Genomic DNA, 16,629 nt, shown 5'->3' with positions numbered 1-16,629 from the left:
AGCTGTAGTTCGACCCGGCCAGCGAGCTGTTCGGTGCCGAGAAGGACTGCTGGGATTTTCGCACCGACAGTCCGTCGGCATTCTCCGGTGATGTGGCCGGAGTTCACCTGCCGCAGCCGAGCACAAATCGCCTGCGATGCCGTCGGCTCCGATGCGGACCGCGATGTAGCGGCTGCGGGCGTAGCGAGTGGCAGGCGTGTGCCTCCTGCGCCGCTCGCCCGGACAGGCTCCGGCGCAACGGAATCCGTAGAGTGGCCAGTGGCCGGACGCAGGCACTCGGGATCGGCGGCGGCGGTGGGAAGGCATGGGCAATGAGTGAACGACCGGTCGACACTTTCGAACTGTGGGATCGTGACGGCGACGGGCTGGTTTCGGTGGACGACATCACCGAGGGCATCCGCGCCCTCGGACTGGACGTCGATGCCGAGGCGATCGAACGCCTGGTCGCGGCCGCCGACACCAACGGCGACTTCCTGGTCTCCAAGGCCGAATTCGACGCCGCTCTCGTCGCAGGCCGCATAGAGGTCACCGACGCCGACGCCGCCTTCCGCGTCTTCGACACCAACGGCGACGGTCAAATCTCTGTCGACGAACTCGAATCCCTGATCCGACATGTCGGTGCGGGCCGCATCGACGAACCAGCCGAATCCCTCCTGGCCGCCGCCGACACAGACGGCGACGGCTACCTCTCGCTTCCAGAATTTCGAGCCCTCCTCGACTTCCTCTCCCGCTGACCGCGGCGGTCCTGTTTGTTACGGCGGTCGCGCTGGTCGCGGTGCTGTGCTCACTCAGGCGGTCGTGCCGGCCGCAGTGTCGATAGCCCATCAGTCGGGTGTAGGTCACGGAACGGACCGGACTGCGACCTTGCTTATGAGGGTTGACCTGGGTTAACTCCGGCCGCCGTCGGGGCGATAGTTCAGGTGTCAGGAGGAACGATCGATCGGAAGGCCGATGGCAATGGGGATGCGTGTCGTTCAGCGGGCAATGGTTTGCGCCGCGGTGGTCGTGGCCGCCGTTGCTTGCGGTGCTGGCAATGAATCGTCAGTGTCATCGCGCGGGGGTTCGGTAGCGGTGACGAGTACGGGCACAGCGCCGGGGTCGACGACTCACCCGGGCGCGCCGCAGGGAACCACTATTCCCTCCCTGGCCGCACCCGAGGCGCCGCCGATCCTCCCACCTCCGGACAACTCGGCGTTGGTCATCAAGACGCGGACCGTATCCGGCGGCGCAGTTCCGAACGTGCCGGTGGCGGTTCGGCTAATACAGCCGTGCGATCCTGCGCGGCATGACATTCCGGTCGGCGAGACGGCCGAGACGCGGCAATGGACCGGGACCACGGACGGGAACGGCACCACCACCTTCGCCGTCCCGGTGGGCTGCTACCTGTTCACCATGCAACCGCCACCGGGATCGTCGCCGGTGCCCGAGGGCATGCACAGCGCCTTCGTGACCGCACCCGGCCAGATCGTGTCCGGCGTACTGCGATTCGAAGATCCGGTGCCGCCACCGTGCACCGCGGAAGCGATCATCGACGACCTCGACGTTCCGCCATACCTCGCCGCCGCCCAGGCCACGGTTTCCGAATGTGAGGGTGGCTGGGCGGTCATCGTCTGGGATGTCCCCGGCGACTCCCAACGCATCGTCGTCCACAACCCCGACGGCTGGACCACCTACGTCGGCTTCCCACACGACACCTGCTGGACCGAAGCCCTCGCCGACAGCGTCCCCGCTCGTCTGCAGCGCTACTTCCCAACGTGCTGAGGCCCCCCTGGCTGCCCACAGCGGAACCCACGCATCTCCTCGACTAATGCCTGCGCGCAGGTCGCGAGTGTCTTCCTGTAGGTGAGTGCGCGGTCAGTCGGCGGTGGTGAGCCAGATGGCCTGGGCGGCGGGGCTGCCGAGGTCGATGGTGCGGTCCTCGATGCGGATGGCGATGGTGCCTGCGAAGTCGCGACGTTCCACGACGGCGATCGGTGTGTCGAGGGCGATGCCGACGGAGTCGAAGTAGCGCAGCATGTCGGGATCGGCATCGGATATGCGGGCGACGCGGCCGGATTCGGCGGCCGCGAAGTCACTGAGCTGGCGGGCCGGTGGGGTGGGGACGGCGCCGTCGACCGAGGGGATGGGGTCACCGTGCGGGTCGCGGTCCGGGAAGCCGAGTTTGGCGTCGATGCGGGCCATCAGGAGTTCGGAGACGGCGTGCTCGAGCACCTCGGCCTCGTCGTGTACCTCGTCCCAGCCGTAGCCCAGCTCACTGACCAGGAACGTTTCGATCAGCCGGTGCCTGCGCACCATGGCGATGGCCGCGAGGCGGCCGTCCTCGGTGAGTGTGATGGAGCCGTAGCGAGCGTGTTCCACCAGACCCTGATCGGCGAGTTTGCGGACCGCCTCGGAGACGGTGGAGGCCGAAACGCCGATCCGCTCGGCCAGCAGTTTCGTCGACACCTTCTCCTGCGACCACTCCTGCGCGGTCCAGATCACCTTGAGGTAGTCCTGAGCCACCGACGAGAGCACCGGCGCCATCGTCACGGTGCTGCCGTGCGGTTCGCCGTGCGTCGGGCCGCCTGCCTGCTGCGCGGCATCTCTGAGCTGCGCCGAGGTGTCGGCCAGCTCGCGTCGGGTGGCGATATCTCGTTTACCGGGCACATAACCGAGCTTAGGCATATGCCTGCCGAATCACACATCGCGCCGCACGGGCGAACGCCGTATTCACCCTCCGTATACGACACCGGAAGCGTTGTGTGACATCGGGGCCTCGCACTGCCCCGGCTATGCAGGATGGGCGGCTGCCTACGGATTTGCTGCGGCTCGGTGCCTGCTTCGGCTGGGCTGCGCCAGATGCGGCTACCTCCGGCTTGTTCCGGCTCGGCGTGGACTCGGTCGGACTCCGTCGGGTTGTGTGCGAACAGCGGCTACCTTCAGCTCCGCTCCCGCGCTGGTCGCGCCGGGCCGGACTTCGTCGGGCTGGTTGAGATCGGCGGCTGCCCCCGGCTTTGCTCCGGCTCGGGCTGGATTTCCATGGGATCGCATTGGGTTGTGTGAGATCGGTGGCTGTCTCGGGCTTTGTTCCGGCTCGGCGTGGACTTCGGTCGGACTGTGTTCGGCTGTGCAAGATAGGCTGCGGACTGTGCAGAGATGGCGAAGTCTCGACGAGGTGCCCGCGGACTGGGGGCGGTGTGTACTCACGATCGGTGTGTTCGACGGTGTGCACCGCGGTCACGCGCAGCTGATCAGCCGGGCCGTGAAGGCCGCTGCCGCGCGCGGTGTTCCCGCGGTGCTGATGACCTTCGACCCGCACCCCATGGAGGTGGTGCGCCCCGGCTCCCATCCCGCGCAGCTGACCACGTTGACCCGGCGGGCGGAGTTGGCCGAGGAACTCGGTGTCGATGTGTTCTGTGTCATACCGTTCACCCAGGAATTCATGAAGCTGACACCGGCCCGCTATGTGCACGATCTGCTGGTCGAGCGGCTGCACGTGGTCGAGGTGGTGGTGGGGGACAACTTCACCTTCGGCAAGAAGGCCGCAGGCACCATCGACACCATGCGCGAGCTCGGTGATCGGTTCGGTTTCGAGGTCGACGGTGTGAAGCTGATCGGCGAGCACGCGGTCACCTTCTCCTCCACCTACATTCGTGCCTGCGTCGACGCGGGCGATATGGGCGCGGCCGCCGAGGCGCTCGGCAGGCCGCACCGTGTCGAGGGCGTTGTGGTGCACGGCGACGGACGCGGCAAGCAACTCGGTTTTCCCACCGCGAATGTCGCGCCGCCGATGCACGCGGCTATCCCCGCCGACGGCGTGTACGCGGGCTGGTTCACCGTGCTGGGCCCCGGTCCGACCATCGGCACGGTGACACCGGGCGAGCGTGCGATGGCCGCGATCTCGGTCGGCACCAACCCCACTTTCTCCGGCCGCGCCAGGACGGTCGAGGCGTACGTGCTCGACGGCGAGGCCGATCTCTATGGTCAGCATGTCGCGGTGGACTTCGTGGAGCACCTGCGTGGGATGCGCAAGTTCGATTCGATCGAAGAGCTGCTCGAAGCGATGGGTCGCGACGTGGACAACGCCCGAAAGGTGCTCGGCGCCACCGACACGGCGACAGCGCCCGAGGCCTGAGCGACCGCGTTTCGGTTCGTCGGAATTCATCCGGTAAGGTGGATCCTCGGGTTTGCTGCGGTCCGCGGTGGCGCCCAGCCGGGCAACTGGATTCCGAGCGCGGGACTGAGAAATAGGAGTGGATGCCCCATGGCACTGACCACCGAACAGAAGTCGGCAATTCTCGCCGAGTACGGCCTGCACGAGAAGGACACCGGTTCGCCGGAGGCCCAGATCGCGCTGCTGTCCAAGCGGATCTCCGACCTCACCGAGCACCTGAAGGTGCACAAGCACGATCACCACACGCGCCACGGCCTGCTCGCGCTGATCGGCCGTCGTCGTCGCCTCTCGAAGTACCTGCAGAAGAGCGACATCGCGCGTTACCGTTCCCTCATCGAGCGTCTCGGCCTGCGTCGCTGATCGCTCGACACACCGGCTACCGGAGGTAGCCGGCGAACCGGCCAACGGGGAGGCATACAATCTCCCCGTTGGCTATTTGTGTATGAGGGGTAAAAGTTGTCGCGACTGCTTGTAGGTCGCTAGAGACAGCATCACCCATCTACACGACAACATTGCACAGCCGTATGCACCCGCCGCGTGGCGTCGGTCTTCGGTAGTGGCCTCCCGGCAGGTGAAACTCCGCCGGCGGGCTTCGATCGATGACCGCCTCCGCGTCGCCGAATCCAAGGGGATCTGGCCGGGTGCGCGCGTTGCAGCCAGGAGGGTTGCCGCGCGCCCGTATCCGGTACGGCTGACGAATAGCCGAGTCGCGCCCATGACGCGCTCGACTCGGCGAAGACGAGAGGTTGAGAGAAGAAAATGACCGAAACAACTGAACGCACGTCCTCGGCCGTAGAGGTCGAACCCGGTGTGTTCGAGTCTGTCGCGCTGATCGACAACGGCAGCTACGGCACCCGTACCATCCGCTTCGAGACCGGCCGTCTGGCCCGTCAGGCCGCAGGCTCGGTCGTCGCGTACCTGGACGACGAGACCATGCTGCTGTCGGCGACCACCGCGGGCAAGCACCCCAAAGACCAGTTCGACTTCTTCCCGTTGACGGTGGACGTCGAGGAGCGGATGTACGCCGCTGGTCGCATCCCCGGCTCGTTCTTCCGTCGCGAGGGCCGGCCGTCCACCGATGCGATCCTGACCTGCCGCCTGATCGACCGGCCGCTGCGCCCGTCGTTCGTCGACGGTCTGCGCAACGAGATCCAGGTCGTCGTCACCGTGATGAGCCTGGATCCCAATGATCTCTACGACGTGGTGGCCATCAACGCCGCGTCCGCGTCCACCCAGATCGCGGGTCTGCCGTTCTCCGGTCCGGTCGGCGGCGTGCGTGTCGCGCTGATCGAGGGCCAGTGGGTTGCGTTCCCGACTGTCGAGCAGCTCGAGGGCGCCGTGTTCGACATGGTTGTCGCGGGCCGCGTCGTCGAGTCCGGCGATGTCGCGATCATGATGGTCGAGGCCGAGGCCACCGACAAGGTCATCGCGCTGATCGAGGGTGGCGCGACCGCGCCGACCGAGGCCGTTGTGGCCGAGGGCCTGGAGGCTGCGAAGCCGTTCATCGCTCGCCTGTGCAAGGCGCAGCAGGACCTCGCGTCGCTGGCGGCCAAGCCGACCGGCGAGTTCCCGCTGTTCCCGCCGTACGAGGCCGATGTCTACGAGGCCGTCGAGGGCACCGCCAAGCGTGAGCTGGGCGAGGCGCTGTCGATCGCCGACAAGCAGCAGCGCGAGGACAAGATCGACGAGATCAAGGTCGACGTGCTCGCTCGCCTCGGCGACGACTTCGTCGGTCGTGAGAAGGAGCTGGGCGCCGCATTCCGTTCGGTTACCAAGAAGCTTGTCCGTCAAAGGATTCTGTCGGACGGCTTCCGCATCGACGGTCGCGGTCTCGCCGACATCCGTGCACTCTCCGCCGAGGTCGCCGTGGTACCGCGGGCGCACGGTTCGGCCCTGTTCGAGCGTGGCGAGACCCAGATCCTGGGTGTCACCACCCTGGACATGGTGAAGATGGCGCAGCAGGTCGACTCGCTCGGCCCGGAGACCAGCAAGCGCTACATGCACCACTACAACTTCCCGCCGTTCTCGACCGGTGAGACCGGCCGCGTCGGTTCGCCGAAGCGCCGCGAAATCGGCCACGGCGCGCTCGCGGAGCGGGCCCTGATGCCGGTGCTGCCGAGCCAGGAAGAGTTCCCCTACGCCATCCGTCAGGTGTCGGAGGCGTTGTCCTCCAACGGTTCCACCTCGATGGGCTCGGTCTGTGCCTCGACCCTGTCGCTGCTCAACGCCGGTGTGCCGCTGAAGGCACCGGTCGCCGGTATCGCCATGGGCCTGGTGTCCGACACCGTCAAGAATGACAAGGGCGAGGACGAGGTCCGCTACGTCGCGCTGACCGACATCCTCGGCGCCGAGGATGCCTTCGGCGACATGGACTTCAAGGTCGCGGGCACCAGTGAGTTCGTCACCGCGCTGCAGCTGGACACCAAGCTCGACGGCATCCCCTCGCAGGTGCTCGCCGGTGCGCTGGCCCAGGCGCACGACGCACGCACCACCATCCTGGAGGTCATGGCCGAGGCCATCGCCACCCCGGACGAGATGAGCCAGTACGCGCCGCGCGTCACCGCGATCAAGATCCCGGTCGACAAGATCGGCGAGGTCATCGGACCCAAGGGCAAGGTGATCAACCAGATCACCGAGGAGACCGGCGCCAACATCTCGATCGAAGATGACGGCACCGTCTACGTCGGTGCGACCAACGGCCCTGCGGCGCAGGCGGCGATCGACATGATCAACGCCATCGCGAACCCGCAGCTGCCGAAGGTCGGCGAGCGCTTCCTCGGCACGGTCGTCAAGACCACTGCCTTCGGCGCGTTCGTCTCGCTGCTGCCGGGCCGTGACGGCCTGGTCCACATTTCCAAGCTGGGCAACGGCAAGCGCGTCGCCAAGGTCGAGGACGTGGTCAACGTCGGCGACAAGCTGCGTGTGGAGATCGCCGACATCGACAACCGCGGCAAGATCTCGCTGGTGCCGGTCGACGAGAATGCTGACGAGCCTGCCGCTGACGACGCCGTTGATGCGGGCGCGGCGGAGACCGAGTAGTACTTGTCTTTGTGACGAAGAAGAAGACGGCAACCCCTCTGCTCCGCGGCGAGCAGGGGGGTTCGTCACTAGAGCTGCGGGCGGACAATGCGCGGATGACCGACTCGGGTGTGCGGCGCACTGTATTGCCCGGCGGACTGCGCGTGGTCACCGAGCATGTGCCCGGTGTGCGTTCGGCCTCGATCGGTGTGTGGGTCGGCGTCGGTTCGCGCGATGAGGGACCCACTGTCGCCGGTGCCGCGCACTTCCTGGAACACCTGCTGTTCAAGGCGACTCCGACGCGATCGGCGCTGGACATCGCCCAGGCGATGGATGCCGTCGGTGGGGAGCTCAACGCGTTCACCGCGAAGGAGCAGACCTGCTACTACGCGCATGTGATCGACGAGGACCTGCCACTGGCCGTCGACATGGTCTCCGACGTGGTGCTCAACGGCCTGTGCCGAGCATCCGATGTGGACGTGGAACGACAGGTGGTGCTCGAGGAAATCGCTATGCGCGACGATGATCCGGAGGATCTGGTCGGCGACGCGTTCCTCACCGCGCTGTTCGGCGATCATCCGCTCGGACGGCCGGTGATCGGTTCCATCGAGTCCATCGAATCGATGCAGGCCGCGCAGTTGCGCGGGTTCCACCTGCGCCGCTACCGGCCGGATCGGATGGTCGTCGCGGTGGCGGGCAATGTCGAGCACGAGCACACGGTGGAGCTGGTGCACCGTGCGTTCGCCGATCGGCTCGATCCGGCTGCCATACCCGCGCCGCGGCGGGAGGGACGGTTCCGGCCGCAGAGCGCGCCGGGACTGCAACGGAGTCACCGCGACAGCGAACAGGCGCACCTGACGTTCGGCGTGCGCGCCTTCGGGCGGCACGAGGGTGAGCAGCGTTGGCCACTGTCGGTCCTCAACACCGTGGTCGGTGGCGGGTTGAGTTCTCGTCTGTTCCAACGGATTCGGGAGGAACGCGGGCTGGCGTACTCGGTGTACTCGAGTGTCGACACCTATGCCGATACCGGAGCGTTCTCGGTGTACATCGGTTGTCAGCCCGAGAATCTCGGCAAGGTGGCGTCGCTGGCCCGCGGTGTGCTGGAAGCTGTTGCCGCCGACGGGATCACCGATGCCGAGTGTGCGCGGGCAAAGGGATCGCTGCGCGGCGGTCTGGTGCTCGGTCTGGAGGATTCCGCATCCAGGATGAACCGGATCGGCCGCAGCGAACTCAGTTACGGCAACCATCGGAGTGTGTCGGAAACGTTGGCGCGGATCGACGCGGTGACCACCGAGGAGGTGTCGGCGATCGCGGCCACGCTGTTGGCCAGGCCCTTCGGCGCTTCGGTCGCCGGGCCTTACCGTCGTACCCGCGAATTGCCCGCTTCCGTACGCCGTTTGGTCGACGGCTGACGGATTGGTAGCCGGGCGGGCCGAGCGCCGGCGGGCCGTCGTCAGGCTCCGCGGGCGCGATTGGCGGCATCGACGATCGAGGGGAGTACGCCGGGAAGCGCGGTTTCCAGGTCTTCGGTGCGCAGCCGCTGGCAGGTTTGGCCGTCGATAATCAGTCGTTCGATGACGCCCGCTTCGCGCAGAATCTTGAAGTGGTGCGTTGCAGTCGACTTGTTTATCACCTCGTAGAGCGCGGCGCAGCGCATGGCGTCGCCTGCGTTGCTCAGGCGGCGCACCATCTCGAGCCGCACCGGGTCCTGCAGCGCACCGAGCACCGTGGCCAGGGCCGCCACCGGCGGTGTTCCGGTCTCCGAGGCCGGTTCCTTAGCTCCGGTCATGATCTGCCTCACTGGTGGGTTTGACGATCATCATACCGGATGTAGGCTGATCAAGTTCGATGAGGATCAAACTTACCTGATGGGAGCTGCGATGGCAGCGACAATGGTGGCCGCCGACGAACAGACTTCACAACGCTGGGCCTATGCGCTGGTCCTAGCAGCCAGCGGCGTAGCGCTCGGCGTCTCGGGGGTCCCCGCACCCCTCTATGGCATCTACGAGAAGGAGTGGCACCTCTCGCCGCTCACCACGACCATTGTTTTCGCCGTGTACGCGGTCGCCGCGCTCGGCGCGGTGCTGGTGTCGGGCCGGATCTCCGATGTCGTCGGGCGCAAGCCGGTGCTGCTCGGCGCTTTCGCCACCATGATCGTCGGACTCGTGGTGTTCATGCTGGCCGATTCGGTGTCGATGCTGCTGTTGGCTCGCGCACTGCACGGCATGGCGGTCGGCTCGACGGTTGTTGCGGGTGCGGCGGCGCTGCTGGATATGCGACCCACCCGGGGTGCGCGGTCCGGGCAGCTCAGTGGTGTTGCGTTCAATATCGGTATGGCCGTGGCGATTCTGGGTTCGGCACTGCTGGCTCAGTACGCGCCGAATCCGCTGCGCACGCCCTATGTCGTTATCACCGTGGTCTGCTTGATCATCGGTGTCGGCGTGCTCGCGCTGAACGAGCCGCACAACGCCCGTGTCGCCGGCCGGATCAGGATCGCCAAACCGGCTGTCCCGCAAGAGATTCGTGGCGACTTCTGGTTTTCGGCGATCGGTGTGATGGCGGCATGGTCAGTGCTCGGTGTGCTGCTGTCGCTGTACCCATCGCTGGCCGCACAGAAGACCGGCATCCACAACTTGGTGTTCGGTGGCGCGGTGGTCGCCTCGACCTCGCTGTCCGGCGCCGCCTCGCAGCTGTTCGCGACCGGAGTTCCCGCGCGCAGGGCGGCGATCATCGGTGATGCAGGCATGGCGATCGCGTTGCTGCTCACCGTGCCCGCTCTCGACACCCACAGCTGGATGATGGTTCTCGGTGCCGGCGTGTTGCTCGGCACGACCTTCGGTCTCGGTTTCGGTGGTTCGATACGCCACCTGTCCGAGGTTGTGCCGCAGCACAAGCGCGGCGAAACGATGTCGGCGTACTACCTGCTCGCCTATTCCGCCATGGCACTGCCGACCATTCTGGCCGGATGGGCGGCGACCACCTGGGGCCTGACCACTGTCTTCCCATGGTTCGTCGGCGTGGTCGCCCTCGCCTGCCTCGTGGCCGCGGGCTTGGGCCTACGACGAAACCGGGAAGCACGGCAAACAGCGGCGTGAGCGAAGCGGGTCGCCGTGGCAGCCGGGCTGCGGGGACCCACTTCGACTGTGAATGCTCGCCGAACACGTGGTCTATGTCGTCGATGACGAATCTCTCGGGCTCGAGCAGATTTGCGGCGTGGAGAGGAGCTGGCAAGGTTTGCGCGGTCGGGTTCATTTGGGCAGTAGCCGCTTGGTAACCGGCGCGTAGAATAGCCCAGAGATCCGTCGTCTATCCCACTTGCGCCGGCACTGGATCGGTGCACTTCGCGAAAGAGGCGCTCGTGATGTCGCCTGTTGCTCTTCTTGCTCCAATTCTGTCCGCTGCCGCGATCCTGGCGGGTGCTGCCACGATGGCCGCCCAAGGTGCTGAACCTGAGTCCGGGGTAGCCGCCGCACCCCACGTCCGCGGCGCCGAGGCCACCGAGCTTCTTCCTGCGGCCGACCACCCGAAGGGGCCCGACTTCCCGACGCCGCCCATCCCGACGCCGCCCTCCCCCCCGACGCCCGAATACCCGACCCCGCCTGCCTTCCCGACCCCGCCGCACCCGCACCACTAACCCGACACCCGAGGTCGCCGGGGGCTGGGACTCGGTGGTGTCAGCGGGATCTCGAGCACGGGTCCTTGCGCCGGGCCACCTTGGATCGGGGCCACGGTGCGCACGACGAGAACCCACCCACTCAGTGCCAGGCCGATGGTGCTCACGCGAAAGCCGAGCCGTCGCACCGGGCGTAGCGGTGAGCAGTCAGCGCCACGCAACCCGGTGCAGACGACTTTCGAACATCCGCAGACGACTTCGGACATCGACCTGGACCGATGTATTCCACGCAGTACCGCGATTCCCGACTCCTCGGTTGTGTCCGGTATCGTTCTTTTTCGCGCCACGACGGCAAGAGCAAGCCATCAGGGCGTGCATGCGGATGTAGCGCAGTGGTAGCGCATCACCTTGCCAAGGTGAGGGTCGCGGGTTCAAATCCCGTCATCCGCTCTCATAAGGTTCTAGCAGTCACATGCAGGCCGCATCTATCATCAGGCCGGACGCGGGATAGGCGGCCACCGCGCATTGAGTCCCGATATCAGCAGCTACCAAGAGCAGCCGTCACGATTGTCACCAGTTCTCTTGCCTGCGAAGTTCGTTCGCGTTGGCGGCATTGCTGTCATCGAACCTGTGTTGCTCGCGCCGCGATTCGACTGCTGGCCGTCAATGTCAGCAAAATGCCAGCAGGGCCATATAGTCTCGGTCGTCGTATGCCATCGCAGGTGAAGGAGATGACGAGCGAGATGAGAAAGCAAGCAGGAACGATCCGCTGCGGGTTACTGGTGGCGATGCTGGGCACGGGGGAAGCATGAGGCTCCTTGCGCGGGCGGGGACCGCTATCGCCGGGACCGTTCTGGCCGCTGTAGCGGTTTCGATATCCAGTGCCGCGGTCGCGAATGCCGACACCGTAGTCGAGGACCCGTCGAGCTACCTGGTCGGTGACACGGTGTATTTCAGCTACGGCAATATGGCGAATTGCGCCATCCGCCCGAACGGCGATGTCGGCTGTGACATCACCTCCGGCACGATCAACTGGAACGGCTTCCAGGTCGGCAATATTTCGATCGATCTGCCGTTTTTGCCCGCCCACCCGGCCTTCGGCCCGCTGGGCCAGCACGGTCGGCCGGGCAGCCCGCAGCTCAGTGGCGGCCGGCCCGCTCCGGGTACGGCCTATGGGCCGGATGCCAGCATCACCTACGCCGGCGTGACATGCGTCGGCAGCGGCTTCCGTGCCGAGGTGTCGTGTAGTTCGAAAGGTCACAGCTTCAGCTTCGGGTTCACTTCCGGCTACAACTGACGGTATCGAGCAGCGCGGATGTTGGCCCGGCTCCACGTATAGAGCCGGGCCAACACCAGTCTTGGCCACAACCTGAGTTCGACATGGCGGGATGTTCGCTTCACGTATGACCCGTCAGCGGACCTCCGCCCACTTCGGTGACAACAGCAACCTGGTACGGGGACAACTGCCGCCTGCAACACGCACCGAACGCCGTGATCGACCGCCGACGATGGTGATGGTCAAGCCCTGTCGTCACCTGGATGGTCGGGGCTATCAAGCCTCTGACCTGTATGTTCAGGGCTTGCCGCCGATAAGGGCATTACTCCGCCTGCAGGGTTGATGTCCCTGACAAACATCCACTTGCCGTCAACGGTGTCGCAGAGGGTCGTCTTTGGGGCTCATGTTCAGTGCCGGCGCGGCGCGTCTTCGGCGTTACTTCCGGCAGCCGCGCAACATCACGGCGATGTCGGCCGGCACTCCGTTTGCGGTGCAGTCGATCGCGCTGCCCTGCGTGATGTAGTGCCAGAAGCCCTGCGCCGACGCTGCGAACAGGTATCCAGTGGGCTGCGGCGCGGCATCGGTGTGTTCCGACCACGCCATAGCCCAGTGTTCCTTGCATTGTGGTTGCCCAAGCACGATCGGAACCGATGAGACACGGCTCGCCTCCAGCACCTGCTGCAGCTGCTGCGGGGTTGCGCGCTCGCACGCCGTGCCGGCCGCCGGGTTTGTCGCCGGCGCGGATCGCGTCGTCGTTTCCTCTGACGTGGCCGGAGCGCTGGTCGTCGTTTCCTCTGAGGTGGGCGGAGCACCGGTCCTCGTCGCCGGGCTCGAAGCAGGCGTCGTGGTGGACGCGGCTATCGAACTGCTCGTGGTCACGGTCGCGTCGTCCTGGCAGGCACTGGCACCCAGGACTGCCGCGGCCAGAACGACTGCTGAAATGGCAACTCTCACTGACGATCCCTCGCATCTCGATAGCCGACAAGTGCACACAGCAGGATCGTCGAACCCGGCTCAGATCATTACAGTCGTGACGGGCACAACGATGAATGGCGTGCTGCGCAGGTTTGTCGTAGCCACCACTCAGGCGGATCGTGCCGGACCTGCTGGAGTCGGCCGCGAGCTTCGCCTGCCTACCGGGACAGTCGGAGCCCAGCGCGTCCGGACTTACCTGGCGAACCGTAGCTCGCCGGCGCGGGCGCTCGCCACGTTCGTGCGGAACGGACGTTGTTGTCCTGGGCAGGTTAGATGGCGCAGTCCATCGGTAGTCGGTGTGTGCGGCATTCTCCCGCTGAGATGCCTGTCGGACTAGACCTTGGAATCGACTCGGGTCGTTGACCAGGCTTTTGTGCAGCGAACCAGGCGGGTTCGAATCCCGTCATCCGCTCTTTTCGAACAGTCCCGCTCGGGCACCGGTAAGTGCCAGTCGGGCAGCGGCGTCGGCGGTCGCGTCGGTCACCGGCTCCCGAGTGATGAGCGCGCGGAAGTAGATCGGGGCGACCAGCGCCTTGACGAGTTCGGCCGCGTCGGTGCCTGTGGGAAGTTCGCCGCGTTCGATGGCACGGCCGACCACGGGGAGCGACGTGCGGATGCGATCGCGGAACACGTGCCTGACGGCATCGGGCGGCCGGGCGGCACCCGTCGTCTCCGAGAGCAGTACCGACAAAACCGCCTGTCCACCTGAGCTTTTCACCCAGGCGACCAAGCCTCGTGCCAGTCCGCGCAGGTCCTCGTCGATGGAACCCGTATCGGGGATGGGGATGTCGGTGGTGACGCTGTCACCGAGTGCATCGGCGATCAGTGCATCGCGATCGGGCCAACGTCGGTAGACGGTGGTCTTGTGCACGCCGGCGCGGCGGGCCACGTTCTCCACTGTGAGGGCCGCGTAGCCATGTTCGCCGAGTTCGTCGACTGTCGCGGCCAGCACGGCGGCGCGCACCTTCGGGCCACGTCCGAGCGGTGCGGTGGAACTCATTGCAACTCCTTGTTGCGATATCGGGTGAATCAAGGCAAGCTCTATGCTATCGCAACTTGGAGTTGCAATATTTGAGACGGGAGTTCCCCATGCTGTCGAAACTTGTTCGGTCAGCGGCGCTGTTGTTTCCCGGCCTGTTGGCCGGGGCCTTCGGATACGGCGCGGTCAATGTGCTGTACGCGTTCCGTGCGGTGCCGCTGGACGTTCGATTCACCTTCCACACCACACTTATGCGGGTCAACGGCCCGGTCATGCAGATCCTGATGGGGTTGACCGTACTGAGCACGCTCGCCCTCGCCGCGCGGTCGACATCCCGATCGCGATGGGCGGCTGCCTGCGCCGCGGTGCTCGCGGGCACCTCGTTCCTGGTCACGCGCCTGGGCAATGTGCCGATCAACCAGCAGATCAAGGTGTGGATGGTCAGCGGCCCACCCAGCGACTATGCCGCGATCCTGCGGCGCTGGGAGCTGTTCCACTTCACCAGGACCGGATGCGCGCTGGCCGCCTTCGTCTTGGTGATCGCCGTGGTAGTCGGATCATCGACCGCTGGCGGGCGAGCGGTCCTCAGGTAGAGACTTCGGTCTCGTGCACGGTGCGCCAGCGGAATTCCGGGCCCTCGGCGACCAGCACGGCAGTTACCCGTCGGCAACTTCCCGTGCCGGCGAGGCGATGCATCTCCAGAAAGCGGACCACCACGGTGTTGCCGTCCCGTGCCAGCTGTTGCACGTCGGAGATATCGATCTTCAACCCCGGCTGGATATTTCGGGCGCCACGCAACCCCGTGAGCAGCTCGGCCCGGCCGAGCACCTCACCTGCGGTGGTCACCATCGAGAACTCCTCGTGCTGGGCCGCGGCGAATCGATCGAAGACCTCCACGGCCGCGTCGGAACCGAGCCACGTGGCGAGGTCGGCGTGCAGCGTCTCTACCGCTGCCACCGGATCACAAGAGACGTCAGCAAACATCCGCGAATCATAGGGCCGCCGCGCGCCTGGCTCGCTTATCGGCGAGCTGTGCGCGTGTCGGTGTTAGGGATGGACGGACGTTCGAAAAGGTTTGGGGCGCAGCGGTCACCGATCCGGTCCGGTAGTCGGGGAGCGACAATCCCGCTACCATGCGGAGATGCGATGGGGGAGGTTGGGCGACCGACTCCACCGCGCGGCATTGTTGCTGGCGGTGGTGACGGTTGTGGTGTGCGGCTTGGCGATCGCTGGTCTGACCTGGTGGTTGTTGTGGTGGGCACTGGGTGCGAAGGCAGAGACGCCGAATCAGTTGGACCTCACCAAGATCGCGCTGTCGGTGGCGGCGGGAGTGGGTGGCGCGGTCGCCCTGGTGGTGGCCTACCGGCGGCAACGGGATCTCGAGCGCGGGCGATTCGCGGAGTTGTTCGGGGCGGCGGCCCGACAGCTGGGCGATGCCGATGTCGCGGTCCGGATCGCGGGGGTCTATGCGATGGCGGGGGTCGCCGACGAGTTCTCGGCTCCGAGCCGAAGACAGCAGTGCATCGACGTGCTGTGTGGTTATCTGCGGCTGCCGTTCGATCTCGATGAGGCAGCCGATCACCTTGTGTCGCGGGCAGAGTCGACCGAGGCAGCCGGCGTCAAGGTCGAACGGGTCTATCAATTCCGGCAGAACGACAGCGAGGTGCGGCGAACCATCGTCAAGGTGATCGCCGACCACCTGCGGCGCTCGACAGACATCTCCTGGTCGGATCGCGATTTCACCTTCAACCGCGCGGTACTCGAGCAGGCGGATTTCCGCTACGCGGTATTCGCGGGTCGACACACCTCGTTCGCGCGCGCGACTTTTACCGGCACCACGACATTCGAGCACACGACCTTCGCAGGTTCGCATGTCACCTTCCGCGAAGCAACGTTCCGGAATGGTTCCGCGCTGTTCGACCACGCCGAGTTCGGGTCGACTCGTGTCGAGAAGAACGAGGTCGTCGGCTTCGGAACCACCTTCGACGGCACCACCTTCGACTGCCCGGCGTCCTTCGAAAGCGTCACCTTCCGCGGCCCGCGCACCACGTTCCTCGGTGCCCGTTTCCTCGGCGCCCGAACATCCTTCCAGGAGGCGAAGTTCCGTGCCGAGCGCACTTCGTTCGAGCGTGCGGCACTGGACGGCGAGCGGATCACCTTCGCGGGCGCCGAGTTCGCGAGCGCGCGAATCGCTTTCACCGGCACCCAGTTCTACGCCGCAACCATCGACTTCGACGACGCCCAACTGGGCGTGTCATCGCGGTTGCGCGCCAGGGGAACTCGCGAAACAGACTTCACGCAGGCCGAATTCCACGGTGGCGTCACCTTCGCCCGCGCCACTCTCGGCGGCCGCACCGTCGACTTCTCCGACGGCGACTTCTTCGGCGATATCTCCTTCCGCACCACCCGATTCGCCGCGAACGAAGTCCGATTCGAACACCCCAGAGCCTGGGTCGGCGCACACTTCGACTGGGACGACAACCCCATCCGCAAGCCGGCCTGCGTCAAGCCCAACCCCTGGCCACCAGCACCGGTTCAGCCCGCTGCGCCGACCCGGTGACGAGGTTTGGGTGATGGCGGGGCGGCGTCCTGGTGACCGCCGCCCCGCCGTCGTG

The 16,629-nt window shown here is 66.0% G+C and carries 16 protein-coding genes and 1 tRNA gene; 12 read left to right on the top strand and 5 right to left on the bottom strand.

All coding sequences use genetic code 11. From position 1 onward, the window contains the following. Positions 1 to 311 precede the first annotated feature (311 nt). Positions 312 to 734, top strand: coding sequence for an EF-hand domain-containing protein (locus OHA42_RS31610; protein WP_406231378.1), 423 nt, complete (start codon positions 312 to 314; stop codon positions 732 to 734). A gap of 337 nt (positions 735 to 1,071) precedes the next feature. Further along, positions 1,072 to 1,761, top strand: coding sequence for a hypothetical protein (locus OHA42_RS31605; RefSeq protein WP_406231377.1), 690 nt, complete (start codon positions 1,072 to 1,074; stop codon positions 1,759 to 1,761). Positions 1,762 to 1,854: 93 nt separating this feature from the next. On the opposite strand, the gene OHA42_RS31600 is transcribed toward OHA42_RS31605, so the two are convergent. Next, on the bottom strand, positions 1,855 to 2,523 hold the full coding sequence (locus OHA42_RS31600) for a metal-dependent transcriptional regulator (protein WP_406239718.1): 669 nt from the start codon (positions 2,521 to 2,523) through the stop codon (positions 1,855 to 1,857). A gap of 604 nt (positions 2,524 to 3,127) precedes the next feature. Between OHA42_RS31600 and OHA42_RS31595 the strand changes: the two genes are divergently transcribed. From OHA42_RS31595 to OHA42_RS31580, 4 genes are all read left to right on the top strand, one after another. After that, a complete protein-coding gene (locus tag OHA42_RS31595; RefSeq protein WP_328403784.1) occupies positions 3,128 to 4,114 on the top strand; it encodes a bifunctional riboflavin kinase/FAD synthetase in 987 nt (328 codons plus the stop codon). A gap of 129 nt (positions 4,115 to 4,243) precedes the next feature. Continuing rightward, positions 4,244 to 4,513 (top strand): 30S ribosomal protein S15, encoded by a 270-nt coding sequence (rpsO, locus tag OHA42_RS31590; protein ID WP_328403782.1) that lies wholly within the window; start codon positions 4,244 to 4,246, stop codon positions 4,511 to 4,513. A gap of 399 nt (positions 4,514 to 4,912) precedes the next feature. Next, complete coding sequence (locus OHA42_RS31585) at positions 4,913 to 7,192, top strand: polyribonucleotide nucleotidyltransferase (RefSeq protein ID WP_406231376.1); 2,280 nt, start codon at positions 4,913 to 4,915, stop codon at positions 7,190 to 7,192. Between the two features lie 95 nt (positions 7,193 to 7,287). After that, positions 7,288 to 8,583, top strand: a complete 1,296-nt coding sequence (locus tag OHA42_RS31580; RefSeq protein ID WP_406231375.1) for a M16 family metallopeptidase — start codon at positions 7,288 to 7,290, stop codon at positions 8,581 to 8,583. A gap of 41 nt (positions 8,584 to 8,624) precedes the next feature. Here the strand turns inward: OHA42_RS31580 and OHA42_RS31575 are convergent, their stop codons facing one another. Beyond that, positions 8,625 to 8,960 (bottom strand): ArsR/SmtB family transcription factor, encoded by a 336-nt coding sequence (locus tag OHA42_RS31575; protein ID WP_406231374.1) that lies wholly within the window; start codon positions 8,958 to 8,960, stop codon positions 8,625 to 8,627. Positions 8,961 to 9,063: 103 nt separating this feature from the next. Between OHA42_RS31575 and OHA42_RS31570 the strand changes: the two genes are divergently transcribed. From OHA42_RS31570 to OHA42_RS31555, 4 genes are all read left to right on the top strand, one after another. Next, a complete protein-coding gene (locus OHA42_RS31570; protein ID WP_406239716.1) occupies positions 9,064 to 10,266 on the top strand; it encodes an MFS transporter in 1,203 nt (400 codons plus the stop codon). A gap of 263 nt (positions 10,267 to 10,529) precedes the next feature. Beyond that, positions 10,530 to 10,805: a hypothetical protein gene (locus tag OHA42_RS31565; protein ID WP_406231373.1), complete on the top strand. Its 276-nt coding sequence runs from the start codon at positions 10,530 to 10,532 to the stop codon at positions 10,803 to 10,805. A gap of 357 nt (positions 10,806 to 11,162) precedes the next feature. Next, positions 11,163 to 11,234 (top strand) — tRNA-Gly (locus tag OHA42_RS31560). Positions 11,235 to 11,592: 358 nt separating this feature from the next. Next, positions 11,593 to 12,081 carry a hypothetical protein gene (locus OHA42_RS31555; RefSeq protein WP_406231372.1) on the top strand — a complete coding sequence of 163 codons (489 nt, stop codon included), beginning with the start codon at positions 11,593 to 11,595 and terminating at the stop codon, positions 12,079 to 12,081. Between the two features lie 414 nt (positions 12,082 to 12,495). Here OHA42_RS31555 and OHA42_RS31550 read toward each other — a convergent pair whose 3' ends face one another. Both OHA42_RS31550 and OHA42_RS31545 read right to left on the bottom strand, forming a co-directional pair. Beyond that, positions 12,496 to 12,663, bottom strand: coding sequence for a hypothetical protein (locus tag OHA42_RS31550; protein WP_406231371.1), 168 nt, complete (start codon positions 12,661 to 12,663; stop codon positions 12,496 to 12,498). A 775-nt stretch (positions 12,664 to 13,438) separates the two neighbouring features. Continuing rightward, positions 13,439 to 14,035, bottom strand: a complete 597-nt coding sequence (locus OHA42_RS31545) for a TetR/AcrR family transcriptional regulator (RefSeq protein WP_406231370.1) — start codon at positions 14,033 to 14,035, stop codon at positions 13,439 to 13,441. Between the two features lie 89 nt (positions 14,036 to 14,124). Here OHA42_RS31545 and OHA42_RS31540 point away from each other — a divergent pair, with 89 nt between their 5' ends. Further along, entirely contained in the window at positions 14,125 to 14,607 is a 483-nt protein-coding gene (locus tag OHA42_RS31540; RefSeq protein WP_406231369.1) for an anthrone oxygenase family protein, read from the top strand. Here OHA42_RS31540 and OHA42_RS31535 read toward each other — a convergent pair. Continuing rightward, positions 14,600 to 14,998: a nuclear transport factor 2 family protein gene (locus tag OHA42_RS31535; RefSeq protein ID WP_406231368.1), complete on the bottom strand. Its 399-nt coding sequence runs from the start codon at positions 14,996 to 14,998 to the stop codon at positions 14,600 to 14,602. The two genes, OHA42_RS31540 and OHA42_RS31535, sit on opposite strands and share 8 nt — an antisense overlap. Positions 14,999 to 15,155: 157 nt before the next feature. On the opposite strand from OHA42_RS31535, the gene OHA42_RS31530 reads away from it, so the two are divergent. Beyond that, positions 15,156 to 16,574, top strand: coding sequence for a pentapeptide repeat-containing protein (locus OHA42_RS31530; protein WP_406231367.1), 1,419 nt, complete (start codon positions 15,156 to 15,158; stop codon positions 16,572 to 16,574). Positions 16,575 to 16,629 lie beyond the last annotated feature (55 nt).

The organism is Nocardia sp. NBC_01009, from assembly GCF_045208035.1.
Classification (GTDB): Bacteria; Actinomycetota; Actinomycetes; order Mycobacteriales; family Mycobacteriaceae; genus Nocardia.
This window is presented reverse-complemented; position numbering and strand designations above follow the sequence as displayed.

Excerpts from the sequence above, each read along its gene's own strand:
- OHA42_RS31610 (WP_406231378.1), top strand. The coding sequence starts at position 312 with ATGAGTGAACGACCGGTCGACACTTTCGAACTGTGGGATCGTGACGGC.
- OHA42_RS31600 (WP_406239718.1), bottom strand. The coding sequence starts at position 2,523 with ATGGCGCCGGTGCTCTCGTCGGTGGCTCAGGACTACCTCAAGGTGATC.
- rpsO (WP_328403782.1), top strand. The coding sequence starts at position 4,244 with ATGGCACTGACCACCGAACAGAAGTCGGCAATTCTCGCCGAGTACGGC.
- OHA42_RS31585 (WP_406231376.1), top strand. The coding sequence starts at position 4,913 with ATGACCGAAACAACTGAACGCACGTCCTCGGCCGTAGAGGTCGAACCC.
- OHA42_RS31580 (WP_406231375.1), top strand. The coding sequence starts at position 7,288 with ATGACCGACTCGGGTGTGCGGCGCACTGTATTGCCCGGCGGACTGCGC.
- OHA42_RS31575 (WP_406231374.1), bottom strand. The coding sequence starts at position 8,960 with ATGACCGGAGCTAAGGAACCGGCCTCGGAGACCGGAACACCGCCGGTG.
- OHA42_RS31570 (WP_406239716.1), top strand. The coding sequence starts at position 9,064 with ATGGTGGCCGCCGACGAACAGACTTCACAACGCTGGGCCTATGCGCTG.
- OHA42_RS31555 (WP_406231372.1), top strand. The coding sequence starts at position 11,593 with ATGAGGCTCCTTGCGCGGGCGGGGACCGCTATCGCCGGGACCGTTCTG.
- OHA42_RS31550 (WP_406231371.1), bottom strand. The coding sequence starts at position 12,663 with ATGGCGTGGTCGGAACACACCGATGCCGCGCCGCAGCCCACTGGATAC.
- OHA42_RS31545 (WP_406231370.1), bottom strand. The coding sequence starts at position 14,035 with ATGAGTTCCACCGCACCGCTCGGACGTGGCCCGAAGGTGCGCGCCGCC.
- OHA42_RS31540 (WP_406231369.1), top strand. The coding sequence starts at position 14,125 with ATGCTGTCGAAACTTGTTCGGTCAGCGGCGCTGTTGTTTCCCGGCCTG.
- OHA42_RS31535 (WP_406231368.1), bottom strand. The coding sequence starts at position 14,998 with ATGTTTGCTGACGTCTCTTGTGATCCGGTGGCAGCGGTAGAGACGCTG.
- OHA42_RS31530 (WP_406231367.1), top strand. The coding sequence starts at position 15,156 with ATGCGATGGGGGAGGTTGGGCGACCGACTCCACCGCGCGGCATTGTTG.